The organism is Acidimicrobiia bacterium, assembly GCA_035471805.1.
Taxonomy (GTDB): Bacteria; Actinomycetota; Acidimicrobiia; order Spongiisociales; family JAHEDJ01; genus JAHEDJ01.
This window is the reverse complement of sequence record DATIPS010000057.1, coordinates 124343-144516: the sequence shown is the minus strand read 5'-3', so window position 1 is coordinate 144516 and position 20174 is coordinate 124343. Positions and strand designations below refer to the sequence as shown.

General features: G+C 61.6%; 22 protein-coding genes and 1 tRNA gene. All 23 read left to right on the top strand.

Annotated features, from left to right (window positions below):
• The first annotated feature begins 35 nt into the window (after positions 1-35).
• The 23 genes from VLT15_12075 (at position 36) to VLT15_11965 (ending at position 20171) form a co-directional block, all read left to right on the top strand.
• Positions 36-112 (top strand) — tRNA-Pro (locus VLT15_12075).
• A 171-nt stretch (positions 113-283) separates the two neighbouring features.
• Complete coding sequence (locus VLT15_12070) at positions 284-793, top strand: DUF664 domain-containing protein (GenBank protein HSR45948.1); 510 nt, start codon at positions 284-286, stop codon at positions 791-793.
• Between the two features lie 576 nt (positions 794-1369).
• Positions 1370-3145, top strand: coding sequence for an ABC transporter substrate-binding protein (locus VLT15_12065; protein ID HSR45947.1), 1776 nt, complete (start codon positions 1370-1372; stop codon positions 3143-3145).
• 119 nt (positions 3146-3264) lie between these two features.
• Positions 3265-4428: an ABC transporter permease gene (locus VLT15_12060; GenBank protein ID HSR45946.1), complete on the top strand. Its 1164-nt coding sequence runs from the start codon at positions 3265-3267 to the stop codon at positions 4426-4428.
• 9 nt (positions 4429-4437) lie between these two features.
• Positions 4438-5574: an ABC transporter permease subunit gene (locus tag VLT15_12055; GenBank protein ID HSR45945.1), complete on the top strand. Its 1137-nt coding sequence runs from the start codon at positions 4438-4440 to the stop codon at positions 5572-5574.
• Between the two features lie 8 nt (positions 5575-5582).
• Entirely contained in the window at positions 5583-6617 is a 1035-nt protein-coding gene (locus tag VLT15_12050; protein ID HSR45944.1) for an ABC transporter ATP-binding protein, read from the top strand.
• A complete protein-coding gene (locus tag VLT15_12045; protein ID HSR45943.1) occupies positions 6614-7630 on the top strand; it encodes an ABC transporter ATP-binding protein in 1017 nt (338 codons plus the stop codon). Before VLT15_12050 ends, VLT15_12045 begins: the two co-directional genes overlap by 4 nt.
• Positions 7615-8223, top strand: a complete 609-nt coding sequence (locus VLT15_12040; GenBank protein ID HSR45942.1) for a CDP-alcohol phosphatidyltransferase family protein — start codon at positions 7615-7617, stop codon at positions 8221-8223. Before VLT15_12045 ends, VLT15_12040 begins: the two co-directional genes overlap by 16 nt.
• 38 nt (positions 8224-8261) lie before the next feature.
• Positions 8262-8645 (top strand): glycine cleavage system protein GcvH, encoded by a 384-nt coding sequence (gcvH, locus tag VLT15_12035; protein ID HSR45941.1) that lies wholly within the window; start codon positions 8262-8264, stop codon positions 8643-8645.
• 46 nt (positions 8646-8691) lie between these two features.
• Complete coding sequence (locus VLT15_12030) at positions 8692-9150, top strand: FHA domain-containing protein (GenBank protein HSR45940.1); 459 nt, start codon at positions 8692-8694, stop codon at positions 9148-9150.
• Positions 9143-9823, top strand: a complete 681-nt coding sequence (locus tag VLT15_12025) for a MerR family transcriptional regulator (protein ID HSR45939.1) — start codon at positions 9143-9145, stop codon at positions 9821-9823. Before VLT15_12030 ends, VLT15_12025 begins: the two co-directional genes overlap by 8 nt.
• Positions 9820-10968 carry a D-alanyl-D-alanine carboxypeptidase family protein gene (locus VLT15_12020; GenBank protein HSR45938.1) on the top strand — a complete coding sequence of 383 codons (1149 nt, stop codon included), beginning with the start codon at positions 9820-9822 and terminating at the stop codon, positions 10966-10968. The genes VLT15_12025 and VLT15_12020 overlap by 4 nt, the downstream gene beginning before the upstream one ends.
• Entirely contained in the window at positions 10961-11545 is a 585-nt protein-coding gene (hpt, locus tag VLT15_12015) for a hypoxanthine phosphoribosyltransferase (GenBank protein ID HSR45937.1), read from the top strand. Before VLT15_12020 ends, hpt begins: the two co-directional genes overlap by 8 nt.
• Positions 11542-12042, top strand: a complete 501-nt coding sequence (locus VLT15_12010; protein HSR45936.1) for a bifunctional nuclease family protein — start codon at positions 11542-11544, stop codon at positions 12040-12042. Before hpt ends, VLT15_12010 begins: the two co-directional genes overlap by 4 nt.
• Complete coding sequence (locus tag VLT15_12005; protein HSR45935.1) at positions 12039-13049, top strand: NAD-binding protein; 1011 nt, start codon at positions 12039-12041, stop codon at positions 13047-13049. The genes VLT15_12010 and VLT15_12005 overlap by 4 nt, the downstream gene beginning before the upstream one ends.
• An 84-nt stretch (positions 13050-13133) precedes the next feature.
• Positions 13134-13607 (top strand): MerR family transcriptional regulator, encoded by a 474-nt coding sequence (locus VLT15_12000; protein HSR45934.1) that lies wholly within the window; start codon positions 13134-13136, stop codon positions 13605-13607.
• Positions 13608-13687: 80 nt separating this feature from the next.
• Complete coding sequence (locus VLT15_11995; protein HSR45933.1) at positions 13688-14056, top strand: hypothetical protein; 369 nt, start codon at positions 13688-13690, stop codon at positions 14054-14056.
• 71 nt (positions 14057-14127) lie between these two features.
• On the top strand, positions 14128-15177 hold the full coding sequence (gene gcvT, locus VLT15_11990) for a glycine cleavage system aminomethyltransferase GcvT (GenBank protein HSR45932.1): 1050 nt from the start codon (positions 14128-14130) through the stop codon (positions 15175-15177).
• Between the two features lies 1 nt (position 15178).
• Positions 15179-16510, top strand: coding sequence for an aminomethyl-transferring glycine dehydrogenase subunit GcvPA (gcvPA, locus tag VLT15_11985; protein ID HSR45931.1), 1332 nt, complete (start codon positions 15179-15181; stop codon positions 16508-16510).
• 55 nt (positions 16511-16565) lie between these two features.
• Entirely contained in the window at positions 16566-17996 is a 1431-nt protein-coding gene (gene gcvPB, locus VLT15_11980) for an aminomethyl-transferring glycine dehydrogenase subunit GcvPB (protein HSR45930.1), read from the top strand.
• Entirely contained in the window at positions 17989-18813 is an 825-nt protein-coding gene (locus tag VLT15_11975) for a lysophospholipase (protein ID HSR45929.1), read from the top strand. Before gcvPB ends, VLT15_11975 begins: the two co-directional genes overlap by 8 nt.
• Before the next feature lie 114 nt (positions 18814-18927).
• Complete coding sequence (locus tag VLT15_11970) at positions 18928-19629, top strand: ribonuclease HII (protein HSR45928.1); 702 nt, start codon at positions 18928-18930, stop codon at positions 19627-19629.
• The gene (locus tag VLT15_11965; protein ID HSR45927.1) at positions 19626-20171 is read left to right on the top strand and encodes a YqgE/AlgH family protein; all 546 of its coding nucleotides are present in this window, start codon (positions 19626-19628) and stop codon (positions 20169-20171) included. Before VLT15_11970 ends, VLT15_11965 begins: the two co-directional genes overlap by 4 nt.
• Positions 20172-20174: the final 3 nt, after the last annotated feature.

Here is a 20174-nt window from a genome sequence, read left to right as displayed (position 1 = left end):
CGACGGTCATCACGAAGGCTAAGATCCCTGATCTACGGGCTGTGGCGCAGCTTGGCAGCGCGCTTGACTGGGGGTCAAGAGGTCGCGGGTTCAAATCCCGCCAGCCCGACCAGAGAAGTCCCTGCATTTGCAGGGGCTTCTCCGACCACCAGATCCGTCACCGCTGAGTTCCGTCGGCATCTCACCGGCGATACTTCATTGAACGAACCGAGTGCCTGGGTCCCGTGCGTCTCTGTGTACCGTGGTTGACTGGACTGATCGATCGGACGCAGGAGGCACACGAATGGACACAGGCAAGCTCTTGATCGAAGCATACGGACGTATCCCGGAACTGGTTCACTTGGCGACCGACGGTCTCGACACCGCTGGTTTGACTTACCGTCCCGAACCGGGTTCCAACTCGATTGCCTGGCTGGTGTGGCACCTGAGCCGCGTTCAAGACCATCACATCGCGGAGATTGCAGGTTCAAATCAGTTGTGGGCCGATTCTGCCTGGGCCGACCGGACCGGCATCAACCGAGGATTGACCGAGACGGGATTCGGCGACGATCCGAGCGACGTAGCCGCGCTGGTTCCTACGTCGGCGGACGCGCTTGTCGCCTATCACAGCGCCGTGACCGAGTTCACCACTCATTACCTTGCGGGTATCGATGCATCGGAACTCGGACGCATCATCGACCGCTCCTACGACCCACCGGTATCGGTGGCCGTGCGACTGGTCAGCGTTCTCAGCGACAACATCCAGCATGCCGGACAGGCTCGCTACCTGAGGGGAATGATCGAACGGTTGTAGCGAGAACGGCCGGAGTCGCCTGCCCTCCCCAGCGGCGCGCGAAGACGGCCGATTCAATCCCGCTGCGAACGTCTCGCGATGCAGGAGGCCGGCCCGCCGGAGTCGTCGAAAATGGTCCGAGACGGCACCGACGAGCGAGCTCGCAACCCATGCCGGGGCATGTCCGAGCGGGGACGAGCACAGGCGACGAAACAGCCTCATCTCAACCTGAGCGAGACCCTTCCATTCTCTGCCATCGATGGTTGCGATTCCACTCTCACAACGTTTAGAGTTCACACGCGTTTCGCGCCGACCCACAAAAGGTGGCGCGTTTCGTTTAGTCAACAGTGGAGGAGAAAACCGGTGAGTAACTCATCGAATAGTCGCCTCTGGCGGTTGATCGCCATCCTCGCAATATTTGCGTTGATAGCGGCAGCCTGCGGAAGCGACACCACCGAGGACACCAGTGGAGATACGACGGCAACTACGGCCGACACTGGGTCAACGGATGACACAACTGCCGATACAACTGCGCCAGATGACACAACGCCTGAGACCACGCCTCCGAGCGGGGAGCCGTTCACGTACCGGCTGGGCATGACTTCTGACATCACCACGACCAACTACTGGACGTATTACGGTGGCGGCGACTCGACCGTCTACAACGCCTACGTACTCGGGCCACCCAAGAATGGTCTGTTCGGGATCGATCTGCCGTCGCTGGCGGTTGTGCCCGGCCTTGCTGAAGGCCTGCCTGTCGCGCCCGTCGCGGATGGCGACAACTGGTCGGTCACCCAGCCGCTGCAGCAGGGTGTCATGTGGTCTGACGGCAACGAGTTCACCGCGGCGGACGTGGTGTTCACGTACGAGACCGCTCGTGACGCACAGCTGGGTGGAACGTGGCTGTCCTCGTACCCTTACAGCGAAGACTCCTCGCCGCGGCTTCTGTCGCTCGAGGCAGTGGACGACTACACCATCAAGTTGACCTTTGATGTGAAGCCCGGTCTCGGTACCTGGCCGCACAACGTTGGTGTCAACACGATCATGTCGAAGGCCTACTGGGGCGATGTTGTCGCAGAAGCACTCGGAACCGAAGATCCCGCCGCGGTGATCTACGGCGCCGACGGCTCCGGCGATCCGTCCATCGGTGGCGTCATGTTCGACAGCTGGGAAGAGGGCGCCTTCGTCGTCAACGCAGCGAACCCCGACTACTCATTCGCCGGCCAGCAGACGACCGTCTACGAAGACGGAACAGTCGAGGTCGACGGCGAGCAGTACTACGGGAGTGGCGGCGGAAACATCGTCACGTCGTACACAGACGGACCGTATGCCTCGCAGGTCACGTACTCGGTCTACACCGATCAGTCGGCTGCCATGCTGGCGCTGATCAACGGTGAGATCGACTACTGGATCAACCCGCTCGGCGTTTCGCCGGGTCTGCGTGGCCAGGGCCTCGAAGCCGGAAACCTCTCGGTTGCCGTGAACCCGACCAACGGTATGCGCTACCTGGCGTTCAACCTGCGGAAGTCGCCCGGTTCGTACCTCGAGTTCCGCCAGGCCGTTGCCTACATGATCGACAAGGAATTCCTCACCCAAAACGTGTTGCAGGGTGTGGCCTTCCCGATGTACGTGATGGTCCCTGAAGGAAACCAGAAGTGGTTCAACACCGAGTTCGCCGACGGAATCAAGGCCAAGTACCAAGGTCTTTCGTCCGAAGAGCGTCTCAATGCCGCTATGGAACTCCTCAAGGGAGCAGGATTCACGTGGGACGTTGAGCCCACCTTTGATCCCGACCAGGGAGAAATCATCCCCGGTTCCGGTATCACCGATCCTGCAGGTGTGAAGGTTCCCGAACTCGAGATCCTCGCGCCTCCGGCCAGCTACGACCCGCTTCGTGCCACGGCTTCGCTGTGGATCGAGGGCTGGCTCGAGCAGCTTGGTGTCCCCGCCAAGGCCAACCCGACCGACTTCAACACCATCGTGGCGAAGATCTGGCCGGGCGTCGGTGAGGAGATCACGTTCGACATGTACATCCTGGGCTGGAGCCTCGGGAACCCGGCGCTGCCGACGTTCCACGAGTCGTTCTGGCACAGCCGTTACCTCGCCGAGGACAACGACGGCAACAACTCGACCGGCTTCGTCAACGCCGAGTTCGATGCGGCCGCCGATGCCATCCTGGCGGCGGAAACAGAGTCGGATGCCTACGATCGTATGTGGGAGGCAGAGGCGATCCTCGCCGAGCAGCTCCCATACGTCGTCCTCTTCGACACACCTATCACGGAGTTCTTCAGCAGCGACCTGACATTCCCGTTCATTCAGACCCTTTCCGGTCTGCAGTTCGGCAATGGTTTCACCAGTCTCGTTCAGAAGTAGCTCTCCGACCCAACTTGGGAGGGGGCCGTACGGCCCCCTCCCAACACCACCCATCCACCGGATCTCGCGCTTGGCAGGTTGTTGTTCGCGGGCAGCCGGAAAGGAGCGACTAAACCGCGATGCTGAAATACATAGCCAAGCGCTTCGGTCAGATTTTCGTTCTGTTTTATGTGTTTCTGGCCCTGCTCTTCCTGCTCCTGGACCTCCAGCCCGGTGACATAAGCCAGCAGTTCATCGGGAACCCAAACATTCCGCCGGAAGCCAAGGAGATCGTGGTCCGGCAGCTCGGCCTCGATCAGCCGAAGATCGTGCAACTCGGCAACCATCTCTGGAACTACTCATTCGGGATGGACATGGGAGTCAGCTGGTCCAGCTACCCGCGGGAAGTCAGCGACATCCTCTTCTCGGCGCTGCCCAGAACCGTCTTCCTGTTCCTCACGGCCACCGTCATGTCCTTTTGGCTCGGCTTCTATACGGGCAAGCTGGTCGCCTGGCGGCGTGGAACCATCATCGAGAAGTCGGCAATGGTCACCTCTATATTCTTCTGGACCGTCTTCTACCCGTGGTTCGCCATCTTGATGCTGTGGTTCTTCGCATCTCAGCTGGGGTGGTTCCCCATTGGAAAGTTCATCTCCGTAGAGACCTGGATCGGCGCACCATTCGAAGCCGATCAGGTGTTCATGCTGATGCTCGGCACAATCGCCGCAGTAACCCTCGTCTACGGAGTTCTCAGGTACGCGATCGATCGGAGTTCCGACGACCCGCAGACTCGCCGCAACTATCACCGGATTGCGCTGTGGTCGCTTGTCGGAGTTGCAGCCTTGTTCTGGGCCTTGAACGCCCGCCGGCCATACGCGCTCGACATCATCTGGCACACCTTCGTGCCTGTTCTGACGCTGACCTTGGTGAACTTCGCCGGCACGACCCTGCTCACACGGAGTTCGATGCTCGAGACGCTGCGTGAGGACTACATTCTCACTGCTCGCGCCAAGGGTGTTCCTGAGCGAACGATTCGCGACCGCCATGCGGCGCGCAACGCCATGTTGCCGGTCACCACTTCACTCGTGCTGCAACTGGCGGTGGTCATCGCAGGAGGGGTCATCACCGAACAGATATTCTCCTGGCCCGGCCTCGGGCGGGCATTGCTCGGCGCGATTACCGCCGAGGATATCCCCGTCGCGATGGGCGCACTAGCCCTGATTGGGATCCTGTCGCTTCTCGCACACCTGGTCGCCGATATAACGTATGCGTTTCTGGATCCCCGCATCCGGGTGCAAGGGTAGGAGGACTTCATGGCAGATATTCTCAGACCCCCGACCGAGAGACTCGACGGTTTCGACCCCAGCGCCGTGCTGGAGGAGCCGCTGTGGCGGATTCGCTTCCGCCTCGCCTGGAGATCGTTCAGGAAGAACTGGGCGCTGTTCAGCGAGAACAAGATGGGCATAGTCGGGCTTCTCATCATCGCGCTGTTCGGCATCATGGCCCTGGCTCATCCGGTACTCATGGCAACGGTCTGGCAGGACCATCTCGAAGGCGGCAAGAACGTCTACGACATCCGTGCCGGCGCCGACTCCGTCATCGTCACCAAGACGATCGTTGAGGAGGTCACCGATCCGATAAGCGAGATCAGCCAGATCGAGGCGATGTTTCTCGGAACAGGTGTTTCGATACCGGAGATCGGCGACACGATCGAAGCTCCGCTCGCCAACCCTGCGCCTCCGGTGTTGTCGGGTGTCGACCACCCGCACATTCTCGGAACCGATCCGTTCGGTGGTGACGTGTTCTCGCAGTTGCTGTTCGGAGCTCGGGCCGCCTTCCTTCTGGGCGCCATCGCCGCCATCTCCTCGGTTGCCCTCGCAACTCTGGTCGGCACCATCGCCGCCTATTTCGGAGGCGTGATCGACACGGTACTGATGCGTCTCGCCGACCTGGTGATCCTGATCCCGCTGCTTCCTCTTCTGATAGTCGTCAGCGGTTTCTGGAACGTCGAGTTGACCATGCTCGGGATTCTCATTGGGGTGCTGGGGGGACTCGGCGGCACGGCGATCATCCTCAAGTCACAAGCACTGAGCGTCAAGGTCAAGCCGTTCATCGACGCCGCTCGCATAGCAGGCGGAGGACACTGGCGGATCATCACCCGTCACATCATCCCCAACGTCCTGCCGCTGAGTTTCCTGTACATGATGTTCGCGGTGACCGGAGCGATCTTCACCGAAGCCGCCCTCTCGTTTCTGGGTTTGCTCAACATTCAGCAGTCGTGGGGAATCATGATCAACATTGCCCACACACAGGGTTACACCCTCGAGGGACTCGATGTGTGGTGGTTGATGCTTCCCGCAGGACTGTCCATCACATTGTTCTCGGCAGGGTTCTTCCTGGTCGGACGGGCAATGGACGAAGTTGTCAACCCCCGCCTCCGCAAGCGCTAAAGGACGTCATGGCACAGACTCTCCACATTGAATCAAGAGGCGGCCGGGTCGGTACCCCGCTCCTCGAAGTCCAGAATCTCGTAATGCATTACGGCACCAAAGAAGGCAAAGTCTCCGCAGTCGAGGATGTGACCTTCACTCTCAACAACGGTGAAGCAATCGGCCTGGTTGGTGAGTCGGGATGCGGCAAGACTTCGGTGGCGCTCACACTGCTGAGGCTGCTTCCGGACAACGCCGTGATCAAGAGCGGCGACATCAAGCTGGACGGCGAGAGCCTCATCGATCTCGACGAGGAGCAGATGCGGCGGCGGCGCTGGCGAGACATCTCCATGGTGTTCCAGGGTGCGATGAACTCGTGGAATCCGGTCTACAGGATTGGTGATCAGATTCGTGAAGCATTGCGCCTCCACTGGCCTGAGACGCTGACCTACCAGGAGGAGACCGATCGGATCGCCGCACTCTTCGAACTGGTCGGCCTCAATCCGATCACGATGGAGCGCTATCCGCATGAATTCTCCGGAGGGATGCGCCAGAGGGCGGTCATCGCGATGGCGCTGTCATGCAATCCCAAGGTCATCATCGCGGATGAGCCGACGACCGCACTCGACGTGATCGTTCAAGATCAGATCCTCCGCGAGCTCAAGAAGATCCAACAGGAACTCGGTATGAGCATCATCTACATCTCGCATGACATCGCCGTCATTGCCGAGGTGACCGAGCGCATGGGTGTGATGTATGCAGGAAAGCTCGTGGAGCTCGGCACGACTCTCGAGGTATTCCATCGTCCTCGCCATCCGTACTCGTATCTGCTGCTCAGTTCCACTCCGTCGATTACCGGACCGAGACGCAAGCTTGCCCCTCTGGAAGGCGAACCTCCCAACCTGCTCAACCCTCCGACAGGGTGCCGCTTCCATCCTCGCTGTCCCTTCGCAGTCGACAAGTGCTCGTCCGAAGAGCCGAGTTTGGTCGAGGTGGGCCAGGGCCACAGCGTCGCATGCTGGAACTGGCAGGAAGTGCCTGAGATCGGAGGGCTGCAGAAGTGAGTGAGACGATGGCTGAAACAGGCCCGGACACCCGGCCTCTGATCAAGGTCGAGAAACTTCGCAAGCTGTTTCCCGTGTCGAAGAGCCTCTTCAGAGAGGCTCATGACTTCGTCCACGCCGTGGACGGCATCGACTTCGAGATTGCTCCGGGCGAGTCGCTCGGACTCGTGGGCGAGTCGGGCTGCGGAAAGAGCACCACAGGGAGGATGCTCACCAAGCTAACGGACGCAACGTCCGGTCAGATCCTCCTGTCGGACGAGGGCGAACTGATCGATATCGCAAGCATCCAGCGCTCCCACATGCGCCGGTTCCGCCGCCGGGTCCAGATGATATTCCAGGACCCTTTCGAATCGCTCAACCCCCGTCGAACCGTCTACGACACGGTGGCCGAATCGCTCACCGTACAACGGATCGGGAGCGTGCAGCAGCGGGAGGAGCGCGTCGCCGAGCTCCTCCACAGGGTGGGATTGACGCCTCCGGAGCAGTTCTTGTTCCGGTATCCACACGAACTGTCGGGTGGACAGCGTCAGCGGGTCGCTATCGCGCGAGCCCTCGTCATCGACCCGACCTTTGTGGTTGCAGATGAGCCGACTTCGATGCTCGACGTCAGCATCCGGATCTCGATCATGGACTTGATGCTGAAGTTGGCCGAAGAGTTCAAGGTGTCCTATCTCTATATCACTCACGATCTCGCGGTTGCCCGCTACATGTGCGACCGCATCGCAGTGATGTACCTGGGAAAGATCGTTGAGATCGCTCCCACCGAGGAACTGCTTACCAATCCGCAGCATCCCTACACACGGGCGCTGCTGTCGGCGGTGCCGGTACCCGACCCCTCCTACAAGCGCGAGCGGATCGACATCAAAGGTGGAATAACAAAGGCGCTCAACCCGCCACCGGTGTGCCGGTTCATCGAACGGTGCCCGCGGGCGACCGACCACTGCCGGACGAGCGACCATCCTGAGTTCACGGATCTCGGCGACGGCCATCTCGTCGCCTGCTACAACCTGTAGGAGCCAAACTGAACGACCAGACGGGCGGTTCGGGTACGGGAGTACTGACGGTTCCTAATCTGGTGTCCGTCATCAGACTGTTGATGATCCCTGTCTTCCTCTGGCTGCTCATAGGCCGCGACAACCCTGCGGCGGCCGGTTGGCTCCTGCTGGCAATCGGAGGAACAGACTGGGTCGACGGGTATCTCGCTCGTCGGTTGAACCAGATCAGCGAGATCGGAAAGTTCCTCGACCCGCTGGCGGATCGACTCGCCGTGGCCACTGCGGTAATCGCCGGATGGGCAACGGAAGTGTTGAATCCCTGGTTCGCCGGAGCCATCATCGTCCGCGAGGCGCTGGTCGGCGCCGGCGCCTTGTTGCTCGCCGCGCGCATGAACGGGAAGCTCGAGGTCAGATATCTCGGCAAGCTGGCGACATTCCTTCTGTACGGGGCCATTCCGGCCTTCTATGTGACCGCCGGCGACTTTCTACCCGGCCTGTTCGGCCCGGTTGCCTGGATAACCGGCATCACCGGATTGGCCCTGTACTACCTGGTTGGTGCCCGGTATGCACTGGACGTCAAGGAAGCCCTGACGCAAGCCGAGCCGGGCTAAGCTCACATCTTCGAAATGACATAGGAGGAAGCGATCCGATGAACGTTCCCGAGGATCGAAGATACACGGAAGAACATGAATGGGCCGCAACGACCGTCGATGGCATCGTCCGTCTCGGCATCACCGCCTATGCACAGGAAGCGCTGGGCGACATCGTCTATGTTGAACTGCCCCAGGTCGGCGCCGAGTTCGCTGCGGGAGCCACCATCGCCGAGGTTGAGTCGACGAAATCCGTCGCGGACGTCTACGCACCGCTGGCCGGCGTCATCACAGCCGTGAACGCGGCCCTTGCCGATCATCCGGAGCTGATCAACTCCGATCCCTACGGAGACGGATGGTTTGTCGAGCTTCAACCGGCGGACGCCGCAGGGCTGGAGGGAATGCTCGACGCACCGGCATACGCGGCACTGATCGCGGACTGACCCGGATCCAAGAACTGGGCGCAGCCGCCCCGCTACCATTGCCGGCATGGAATGTCCGTCATGCCAGGAGAACCTCGCCGACGACGCCGCCGAGTGCACCGTCTGCGGCACGATCATCGACCACGAACCAACGGTTGTCTTCGTTCCCGTTTCTGCGGACGCCCATCCGGCAATGAGCGCGGAAACCGCCGCGCATCTGCCCGGCGTACACGGCTACGGCCTAGTCATCGAACGCGGCCCGCGCGCCGGCCTGACGTTCGTACTGCAACCGGGCGTCACCACCGTCGGACGGGATCCGACCAGCGATATCTTCCTCAACGACATCACGGTGTCACGACAACATTGCCGATTCATGGTGGACGCCCGCGGCCTGCGGATCGAGGACTCCGGCTCTACGAACGGCACCTACGCAAACGAAGTGCGGGTCGACGAAGCCTGGTTGAAGGCAGGCGATGAGGTGATCATCGGCAAGTTCCACCTCCTCGTGGCGACCGGCGATGCCTGATTCTCCGGCTCTCACGATCGGCGAAGTGATCAATCTCCTCAAAGCGGAGTTCCCGGACGTTTCGGTGTCGAAAGTCCGTTTCCTGGAAGACCAGGGGCTGATTCATCCTGGTCGGAGTAGATCCGGCTACCGGCAGTTCCACGAAAACGACCTCAAACGGCTCCGCTATATCCTGCGGCTTCAGCGCGACCAGTTCCTGCCGCTCAAGGTGATCAAGTCGAAACTCACGATGTGGGACAGGGGCGAGGAAACAACATCAGGCCTGGCCGAAGGAGCACCGCGCCGGACGCGGACGCTGGCCGAACCTGAGGGAGAGCACGACGCCGAGCGGGTAATGGCACAGTCGGGGCTCAACGCCAACCAGTTCCAGGCTCTCGTGGAGCACGGCCTTCTTCCCCGGAAAGGACCGTATCACGACGATCATGTGGCTATAGGTGTTGAAGCCGGGCGGCTCATCGACCTGGGCCTGGAAGCCAGGCATATTCGGACTGTTCTTCTGGCCGCCGAGCGGGCAGCGGACCTGCTCGCCAATCTCACCGAGCCTCTGCGACGCCACCGGTCGCCGGACGCGGTGCGGCGGGCCAACGAGACGCTTTCGGTAGGGGTCGACTCCTTCGAACACCTCTACCAGTTGTTTCTGTCCGACGAGTTACGGGAAACCTCTCCGCAGTGAAACGACGCGTCTTGGTCCTCGTCGCTGCCTTCGCGGTGGTGTTGGCGCCGGCCGGGCGCGTTGCAGCCGGCCCGGTTCCCGTTCCGACCCGACCCCTGGAAGGACTGGCGACTCTCTCCCCGCCCGAGATCACGGCAGAGGCGTGGTTGCTGTGGGACGACACGTTCGAACGGGAACTCGGTTCGTTGAACCCCGATCAGGCGCGCGCAATGGCCTCGACCACCAAGATGATGACCGCACTGGTTGCGTTGCGGAACAGTCGACCGGACGACCCGGTCCTCATCAGCGAAACCGCCGCTTCCATCGGAGAGTCCGAAATCGATCTGGTTCCGGGCGAGTCGTGGCGAATGGAGGACCTGCTCAGGGCTCTCCTCATGCGTTCGGCCAACGACGCCGCCATCGCCATCGCCGAGCAGGTGGGCGGATCCGAAGCGGGTTTCGTGAGGATGATGAACGAGATGGCCGTCGACATGGGACTCGAGAACAGCCACTTCATGAACCCGCACGGCCTGGATGCAGAAGGACATTTCTCCTCGGCGCGCGACTTGCTGACCACGGCTCTGATCGGAATGGACAATCCGACCTTCGCGGAGATCGTGCGCACCAGATCTTCAACTTTCCCGGACTCGCCGAGCGGCGAAGAGCGAGTGGCCTCAACGACGAATGCACTCCTGAGCACATTCGACGGCGCTATCGGCGTGAAGACGGGGTATACAGATGACGCGGGTCTGACGATGGTTGCCGCCGCAGAGAGAGACGGCCGGAGACTCTATGCCGTGGTCATGGGATCGACGAACCATTTCGCGGACGCGGCAGCCCTGCTCCGGTACGGGTTCTCGGCCTTCGGTCTCCTCAACGTGGTCGCCGAGGGCCAGGTCATGGCCGCTCAGCGGGGCCCGGCAGGTACCACCGACGCCCTGGCGCAGGATGATCTAGACATCTTCGCCGCTACAGAGCAAGTCGAGGAGATCGACATCGCAATCGAATACTCCGCAACCGGCGGCCCGGAGGTCGTCGTGGAAGCGGGGGAGGAGGAGATCGGCCGGATAGGTCTCGAACTCGCCGAACCCTCTCCGCTGCCCGGGTTGGCCGACGCTCTCTCGTGGGCGAGTGCATATTGGGATTGGCTGTGGGGAAATGACTGATCCGGTTCTGGAGGTCATAACCCGACCGACGATCAACTCGCGAATCGGGGAACTGGGCGGTCAGATCAGCGCCGACTACGCAGGGCGATCGCCGATCCTCGTCGCCGTGTTGCACGGCGCGTTGCCGTTCCTGGCGGATCTGGTGCGCGCAGTCGACATCCAGATCGACGTTGATTTTCTCGCTCTGAGCCGTTTCGGCGAGGGAGGACGGGTTCGCATAGCCATGGATACCCTGACGTCTCTCGAAGGGCGAGACGTGATCATCGTCGAGGACATCGTCGATACAGGCCTGACACTCAACGTACTACGCCGGATGATCGAAACGCGCGACGTCGCCAGCGTGACGACCGCGACGCTCATAGACAAGTCTTCCAGGAGACTCGTCGAGACCCCGCTCGAGTACCGCGGCTTCGAGGTCGGTGACGAGTTCCTTCTCGGGTACGGCATGGATTGGGAAGGTCAATTCCGCAACCTTCCTTCGATCTGGACCGTGCTCGACCTACAGGCGTTTTCGGAGGATCCCGGCGTATTGCGGCGCCTGGCTTTGGTCAAACCCGGTGATAGGCTGATCTCATGAGCCACGGTGTGCCAATGGATCTTGTCGGTGTGCGGATCGAATTGCCGTCCAACCAGCCGATCGTGCTGCTGCGCGAGACCGGCGGCAACCGATACCTCCCCATCTGGATCGGGGCGATAGAAGCCACAGCCATCGCCTACGCACTGGAGGGGGTAGATCACCAGCGTCCTCTGACGCATGACCTCTTCCGGGACAGCATCCTGGCACTTGGAAACAAAGTCGAGCGAGTAGTCGTCACCGAACTCCGGGACAACATATTCTTCGCAGACCTGGTGTTCAGGCAAGACGACAACGAGGTCCATGTTTCCGCACGGCCCTCCGACGCGATCGCGCTGGCGGCCCGCACCGAGGCACCGCTGTATGCAAATGCGCAAGTGCTCGAGGATGCCGGCATCGAAATCGAGGAGGAATCCGAGGAGGACGAAATCGAACGTTTTCGGGAATTCCTCGAGGACGTGTCCCCAACGGATTTCGGAGCACCACCCACCTCCTCGTGAGCGCTTTGTCCCGCGTCCGCACAGGCGCGATCTTCCTCGCTTTGATCATCTTCGCCGGAACGGTCGGCTACGTGGTCATCGAGAACGTCTCCTGGTTCGATGCCTTCTACATGGTGATCGTCACGATCACCACGGTCGGATATGCAGAGGTATTCGACCTGTCACATGCCGGCCGGATAACCACGATCGCCCTCATGATCATCGGCGTCGGTACGGCCGTCTACACTTTCGGAGCGGCCCTGGAAATGGCCCTCGAGAACCTCGGCGGCCGCCGGACGGTACGTATGAGTCGACTTATCGATAACCTCTCCAACCACTACATCGTCTGTGGCTTCGGAAAGGTGGGTTCGGCCACCTGGGAGCATATCCACCGGCGTACCGAGAGCGTCGTCGTGATCGAAGCGGACCCGGTCCTCGCAGAAGCTGCCAGATCGGCAGGTGCCCTCGTTCTGGAGGGTGATGCCACCCACAACGACGTTCTGGAGAGCGCCGGCATAATGCGGGCACGTTCGCTGATTGCCTGTGTGAGAGACGACTCGGACAATCTGGTCATTGTCTTATCGGCCAAGTCCATACAGCCCGACCTTCTGGTCATATCACGGGCAACCGAACCTGAATCGATAGGCAAGCTTCGACTGGCCGGCGCCGACCGGATCGTCTCGCCGCAAACCGTTGGAGCCAGGAGAATCGCTGCTCTGGCGCTCGACCCGAGCCTCGCCCGGTTCGTCGACCTGGTCGTCGAGGGAGATCTGGTTGAGCTCCGTATCGAGCAACTCTCCCTGCCCGAGGGAAGTGCGCTGGTGGGATCAACGCTCCGACTCTCACAGATCATGGAACTCTCCGGCGCCACGATCCTCGCAATCGAAGAGGCCCACGAGGGTCTCCGGCTCAACCCTGATCCCGATCGTGTGTTCAAGGGGGGCGATGTGCTGGTGGCCATCGGCACAAGGGAACACATCGACACTCTGAACTCGATGCTGGTCGGACAGACTGCCAACGATCGTTGACGCCGCGCGCCGGTACGGGTAACTTGAGTCACCCTGGGGTAGTTACGGGCGTGTAACCTTGGGCAACAGGAAGGGAAACGCATCGTGACCGATAACGGCTTTCGAGCTCCAAACGTCTGTAATCTGGTTGGCATCACCTATCGCCAGCTCGACTACTGGGCGCGCACCAACCTCATCACACCCTCCATACAGAACGCGCAGGGATCGGGTTCGCAGCGCCTCTACTCGTTCACCGATGTGATACAGCTGAAGGTCATCAAACGGTTGCTGGATGCCGGCATGAGCCTCAAGAAGATTCGTCAGGCGATGGAGATCCTCCGAGACCAACTCCGCAGCGAACAGCCGCTGCGCGACGTGACTCTGCTCTCGGACGGCCAGACCATCTTCGCTGCGCACAGTTCGGCGGAGGTCGTCGACGTGTTCCGCAAGGGACAGGGAGTCTTCGGGATCGCAGTCGGACCGGTGCAGGCGGAACTCGAGGGAGAACTCCATGAGCTGTATCCGGACGTCGATGCGTACTCCGCCGACCTGGACGCCACCGAGGCAGGCATCACCTGAGTGATCTAACGCCGGAAGGCACCGAGCCGCGGACGGCAGACTCCGTTCTGTTCGCTCACAACAGTGAGCGGCAGTTCGCGTTGCTCCTCGACTTCTACGGGTTGCCGTGGGAATTCGAGCCTCGTTCATTTGCCATCGAGTTCGATGACGCCGGCAACCCGATCAAGTTCTTCACGCCCGATTTCTATCTACCCGATGAGGACCTCTTCATCGAGATCACCACGATGAGTCAGAAGCTGGTGACGAAGAAGAACCGAAAGGTGCGACGCTTGCTCGAACTTCATCCCGACGTGCGATGCAAGGTGCTGTACCAGCGGGACTATCTCCACCTGGTCGTCAAGTACGGCCTCGAGGAACCGGGACAGCTAGATGAATCTCCACTACCCAGCAGGATTCCGGGCCCGCCCGAGATTGTCCGCCTTGACGAGGCCGGCGCGGAAGCTGGTTGACCCAGAGGATCGCTACGTCGTGGACTTGCGGAGCCGCGTCTAGTCTCGGTCCGGTATTCAACGGAGGTGTTATGCCACGGTCGCCGCTTCATGCCGTGCACGAGTCCCTGGGCGCAAGGTTCGTCGACTTTTCAGGCTGGGATATGCCGGTCCAGTATGAAGGAGTGTTGGCGGAACACGCCGCAGTCCGGTCGAATGTCGGGGTTTTCGATGTGTCACATCTGGGGCGATTCGACCTCAGCGGCCCGGGTTCGACGGAGCTACTTCAGAGACTCCTCTGCAACGACATCTCGAAGGTCCCGCCCGGGCGCGCCCAGTACACGATGGCGCTCAATGAAGGCGGAGGGGTCGAAGATGACATCATCGTGTGGCGATGGGATGACGAGCACTACTGGGTCATTCCCAATGGAGCCAATCAAGCCCCCATACTCGGGCGTTTTTCAGCTGCCGCACCGCACGGAGCCGCGATCACCTCGCTGCAGGAGTCGACCGCACTTCTGGCGGTCCAGGGTCCGAACGCTCTGGATCTGATCGAATCCGTCATCGGCGTTCGACCCGGGCGCTTCCGCGTCGTCACCGGGTCGTTTGAGGGTAAACCGGCATGGGCGGCGGGCACCGGATACACAGGTGAACCAGGCGGTGAGATTGCGGTCGACCGGGACCAGGGTGAGTCCCTCTTCCGAGAGTTCCTCGCAGCCGGAGCCAAGGCCTGCGGGCTGGGTGCGCGCGACACCCTGCGACTCGAAATGGGTTACCCCCTGTGGGGTCAGGATCTGGACCGGGAGACGAGTCCGCTCGAAGCAGATCTCGGATGGGTAGTCGACTGGGAACATGATTTCGTCGGCCGCCAGTCACTCGCAGTGATCAAGGACGAGCTCCCGAAGCTTCTCGTGGGTTTCGCCATGGAGGGAAGGCAGATTCCCCGGCACGGCTACAGCGCTCGCGCCGGCAAATCGACCGGGACGGTCGCGAGCGGGAACTTCAGCCCTTCGCTGGGCTACGGCATAGGCATGGCTTTCCTGTCGCCCCCACCCGCAGATCATGTTCCGCTCGAAATCGAAATCCGGGGCAAATGGCATCCCGCCAGACGGGTTGAGCCGCCGTTCCTAGGAAAGGAGTGAAGTGGATTTCACACCACATACAGACGCCGACATAGCGACGATGCTCAACCGGATCGGATTGCAACACGTCGACGACCTGTTCGCCCACCTCCCGGCGCCGGTCAGAGTTGTCGGAGAGCTCAACCTCCCAGATGGAATGAGCGAGCCCGAGCTCATGGCTTCGATCAAGGCGTTGGCAGATCAGAACGACGACCTGATCTGCTTCGCAGGCGGAGGCAACTACGACCATTACCTTCCTCCGACAGTCCGATCTCTGAATCTCCGTACGGAGTTCGTCACCTCCTACACGCCGTACCAGCCCGAGGTGAGCCAAGGAGTTCTGCAGGCCCTCTTCGAGTTCCAGTCGATGGTCTGCACTATTACCGGAATGGATGTTTCCAATGCCTCGGTATACGACGGGGCAGGCGCCGCCATCGAAGCCGTGAACGTGGCTATCGCGGCGACCAGACGGGACACCGTTTGGGTGTCCCGCGCGGTGGCTCCCCAGACGCGACAGACGATCGCCACGTTTGCCCATGCCAGGGGGATCACCCTCATCGAACATCCGGTCGTCGACGGCGTCACCGACTGGCAAACGACTGCTGCCGGCCCTCCGGCCGCCGTGGTGTTCGCCCAGCCGAACTACCTGGGTGTCATCGAGTCGTATGAGGCGGCCGTCGGGTTGGCCCAGACCCAGGGTGCCCTTGCCATCGTTGCAGTAGATCCGATGACACTCGGCGTGCTGCGTAGACCCGGCGATGCCGGTGCGGACATTGCGATCGCCGACGGGCAGCCGCTCGGCGGGCCTCTCACATTCGGCGGGCCAGGCGTCGGATTGTTTGCGGTCTCAGAGAAGCTCACGCGTCGCCTCCCGGGACGACTTGTCGGTACGACGACCGACGATCGAGGCAGGCTGGCGTACGTTCTCACCTTGAGGGCAAGAGAGCAGGACATTCGAAGAGAGAAGGCTTCGTCGAACATCTGCACGAACCAATCACTCAACGCGGTCGGAGTCGCAATTCAACTTGCCTGGCTCGGTCCGGACGGCCTCGTTGAGGTCGGCAGGTTATCGGCCCAGAAAGCCCGCTACATGGCAGCGCGGCTCTCATCGATCGCGGGAGTGCGAATGGCGATCCCCGCCGCGTACGTACGCGAGTTCGCGATCACGCTTCCGGTCGCACCGTCGCTGGTCATCGAAGCGATGGCCGCCCGCGGGTTCCTGGCAGGTATAGACCTGACGGCCGACTATCCGGATCTCGGGAACGCAATGCTCATTGCCCTTACCGAGAAGCGTTCCAAGGATGAGATAGACGCCTATGTGGAGGCGCTCGAGGAGGTGATCGACAGTGTCTAGACCAGGTGGTTCGGCAGCCTCGTCGCCGCTCGTCGGCGGATCGGAAGAACCAACGTTGATGGAGATGTCTGTAGCGGGACGCCGTTCGTGGTCGCTTCCGCCGCTCGACGTACCCGAGGTCGACCTGGCATTGCCCGAGCAGGCCGAGGGCACCTTGCCGCTGCCCGAAGTGAGTGAGCATGATCTCGTAATGCACTACACGCGCCTGTCGCATCGCAACTTCTCGGTCGACCTCGGTGCTTATCCTCTCGGATCCTGCACGATGAAGTACAACCCCAAGATCTGTGATTGGGCCGCCGAGTACCCGGGATTCCGCGATCTCCATCCGGCGACACCTGAGAGCTCATCACAAGGAGCGCTGGCGGTGCTCGTGGAAGCGGAACGCTTCCTGTGCGAGGTAACCGGCATGGAGCGTGCAACCTTTCAACCTCCGGCCGGAGCATCGGGGGAGTTGACCGGTCTTCTCATCATGCGGGCGTATCACGAAGACAAAGGGCAGCACAGGACAAAGATCCTGATACCCGACGCCGCCCACGGGACCAATCCCGCCTCGGTGACCCTCGGCGGGTATGAGACGATCGAGGTACCTTCCAACAACCGGGGGATGGTGGACGTCGACGCGCTGCGCGGGCTCCTCGACGATCAGGTCGCAGGGTTGATGATCACCAATCCGAACACTCTGGGCCTTTTCGAGGCCGACATCATCGAGGTGGCCGATGCCGTCCATGAGGCAGGAGGCCTCGTCTACTACGACGGTGCCAACTTGAACGCAATCATGGGCATTGCCAAACCCGGACTGATGGGGTTCGACATCGTGCACTCGAACCTCCACAAGACATTCGCTACGCCGCACGGTGGAGGCGGCCCGGGCGCCGGTCCGGTTGCAGTACACGACAACTTGGTTCCCTTCCTCCCAGGCCCCCTTCCGGAAGTCGGCCCGAACGGTGCCTTCCGCTGGGTGATGCCGGAGAAGAGCATCGGCCGTGTGCACGGCAAGCACGGCAACTTCGGGGTGGTTCTTCGGGCGCTCACCTATATGAAGGCGCTCGGCGGGGACGGGTTGCGGCGCGTTTCGGAAATGGCCGTACTCAATGCTCGCTATCTCGAGGAGCTCATTCGCGGGCCGTATGATTTTCCATACGAAGCGCCGTGCATGCACGAGTTCGTTGCCTCTGCGAAGACCCTCAAGAGAGAAACCGGAATCCGCGCAATGGACATCGTCAAGGCTCTCATGGACGAAGGATTCCATGCTCCGACCGTCTACTTCCCGCTGATCGTCGACGAAGCCCTGATGATCGAACCGACGGAGACCCAAAGCCTGCAAACGATGGATGCTCTGGCCGAAGCACTGCTGGCGATCGCCGCAACGGCGGGCTCGGACCCCGACGCTCTGCATGCCGCTCCGGTGCGGACACCCGTCGGGCGGCCGGATGAGGCATCTGCTGCCCGACACCTACGCGTGTCATGGAGGGATGACGATGACTGAACCATCGAAGGTCGAAACAGTACAGATCGCTTCGCACCAGCGGCTTCGTCGCACCTGGCAAGCCACAGAGCCCTGGGCAACCGTCTTGATCGTCCACGGCCTCGCCGAGCACAGCGGCCGCTACGAGCGCACCGGCGGCTTGCTGGCCGAGGCGGGCCTGACCGTGTACAGCTTCGATCTCTGCGGCCACGGATCGTCCGCAGGCGACCGATGCCACGTCGATCAATTCTCCGACTATCTCGACGAAGTCGAGGAGGAACTGGCCGCGGTTCGCGTTGCGGGCCTACCGGTCGTCCTGCTCGGCCATTCGCTCGGAGGTCTCATAGTTCTCGACTATCTGACCTCGGACCGGCCTGCACCTGATTTCGCCGTGGCCAGCGCTCCCGGACTTGGGGGCGGAAAGGCCTGGCAGCGCGCCCTGGCACCCGTGTTGGGACGGTTCGTCCCGAAACTCGGCATTCCGACGGCGATCGCCGGGGAGCAACTATCCCGGGATCCGGCGGTCGGCGAGGCGTATTTCGCGGACCCTCTCGTTTCCACCAAGACAACTGCGCGCCTCGGCGCCGAGCTGTTCGAAGCCGGGAACAGGGTTCGACGCCGGCTCGGGAATCTATCGGTTCCAACGCTGGTCATCCATGGGGGCGCGGACGATGTAGTACCGCCGTCGATCTCGGCACCTCTGGCCGATCTGCCCGGCGTAGAGCGCCGCCTCTATCCGAAGCTTCGCCATGAACCACTGAACGAACCGGAGGGCCCGGAGGTCGTGGCCGACATCGTCGGCTGGCTGAGATCCGCCGTTGCAGGCCCGAGCGTCTAGAAGACCCCCGCCCCGCTGGTCGATCGCGGCGAGGAGTCGCTGTCGACCAATATCAGTCCCCTGCACTGACCGGGATCTCGCGGCATGCGATCGGGCTCGCTGTAACCTTGGCAGGTGACCGACACCGTGCCTCGCCTCAGACCCAGTATTCGTTCCAGTTCGCCGTCTCTCGATGTAGAGCGAAGGTTCTGGGCGCAAGGCGATCGAATCGTCGTCGGAATGGACGAAGTGGGTAGGGGATCATGGGCAGGCCCCTTGACCATCGGTGCTGTTGTGCTTCCGCCGGATCGAAGGGTCTACAAGGTCCGTGACTCGAAGATGCTCACCGAGGACGAACGCGAAGCGATGTTCGACCGGATAGTCGAATGGGTCGACCGCTGGTCGATCGGACACGCTACCCACGAGGAGTGCGACAGGCTCGGCATGTCGGAGGCGCAACGCCTCGCAGCCCGCCGAGCTCTCAGTGGACTGGGGGTCAGTGCAGATCGAGTTCTGGTGGACGGCAACTGGGATTTCGTCGGCAACGGGCGCACGCGCACCTTGATAAAGGGAGACGCCACTTCGCTCACCATCGCGGCGGCCTCCATCGTTGCCAAGGTCACCAGGGATCGCATAATGCGCAACGAGGACGCACACTTCCCCGCCTTCAACTTCGCGGGGAACAAGGGTTACCCGTGTCCGATCCACAAGGCAGCGCTACAGATCCTCGGGCCGTCGACCATCCATCGGCGCAGCTGGGCATTCATGGATGCGATCCCGTGGAATGGAGTCCACCGCATCTTGCGTCCCGAACCGCAGGGAAGACTGTTCGAATGACGGAGACACTGGCCGGCAGGTTGCTCGTCGCTACGCCCTCACTGCTCGATCCCAACTTCTACCGGACGGTCGTGCTCATGATCGAACACGATGAAGACGGGGCACTCGGCGTCGTGTTGAACCGTCCGCTCGAGATCCCCGTCGCCGACTACCTGGAGGAATGGGAGTATCTCGTCGCTGATCCGCCGGTGGTGTTCTCAGGCGGGCCGGTTCAACCGGAGGTCGCCCTGGCCGTGGCCAACGGACCGCACTCGACCGGCGACCTGAGTGCGCTGATAATGGAAGACATTCAGCTCATCGATCTGGACCTCGATCCGGCGGTCGTGACCTTCGAGCGAATCCGCGTGTTCAGCGGCTACGCGGCGTGGGCGCCGCGACAACTCGAAGGAGAGATCAACGAGGGCGCCTGGTGGGTCGTCGACTGCCTACCGGACGATCCCTTCGTTCCGGATTCCGGCGATCTCTGGTCCACCGTCCTGAGGCGCCAGGGTGGACAGCTGGCACTCTTCGCCACGTTGCCCGAAGACCCGGGCCTCAACTAGCAG

Bases quoted from the DNA above. Each gene is read 5' to 3' on its own strand.
- hpt (HSR45937.1), top strand. From the start codon at position 10,961: ATGACTGATCCGGTTCTGGAGGTCATAACCCGACCGACGATCAACTCG.
- VLT15_11965 (HSR45927.1), top strand. From the start codon at position 19,626: ATGACGGAGACACTGGCCGGCAGGTTGCTCGTCGCTACGCCCTCACTG.
- VLT15_12010 (HSR45936.1), top strand. From the start codon at position 11,542: ATGAGCCACGGTGTGCCAATGGATCTTGTCGGTGTGCGGATCGAATTG.
- VLT15_12030 (HSR45940.1), top strand. From the start codon at position 8,692: ATGGAATGTCCGTCATGCCAGGAGAACCTCGCCGACGACGCCGCCGAG.
- VLT15_12070 (HSR45948.1), top strand. From the start codon at position 284: ATGGACACAGGCAAGCTCTTGATCGAAGCATACGGACGTATCCCGGAA.
- VLT15_12050 (HSR45944.1), top strand. From the start codon at position 5,583: ATGGCACAGACTCTCCACATTGAATCAAGAGGCGGCCGGGTCGGTACC.
- VLT15_12060 (HSR45946.1), top strand. From the start codon at position 3,265: ATGCTGAAATACATAGCCAAGCGCTTCGGTCAGATTTTCGTTCTGTTT.
- VLT15_12055 (HSR45945.1), top strand. From the start codon at position 4,438: ATGGCAGATATTCTCAGACCCCCGACCGAGAGACTCGACGGTTTCGAC.
- VLT15_12065 (HSR45947.1), top strand. From the start codon at position 1,370: ATGACTTCTGACATCACCACGACCAACTACTGGACGTATTACGGTGGC.
- gcvT (HSR45932.1), top strand. From the start codon at position 14,128: ATGCCACGGTCGCCGCTTCATGCCGTGCACGAGTCCCTGGGCGCAAGG.
- gcvH (HSR45941.1), top strand. From the start codon at position 8,262: ATGAACGTTCCCGAGGATCGAAGATACACGGAAGAACATGAATGGGCC.
- VLT15_11975 (HSR45929.1), top strand. From the start codon at position 17,989: ATGACTGAACCATCGAAGGTCGAAACAGTACAGATCGCTTCGCACCAG.
- VLT15_12025 (HSR45939.1), top strand. From the start codon at position 9,143: ATGCCTGATTCTCCGGCTCTCACGATCGGCGAAGTGATCAATCTCCTC.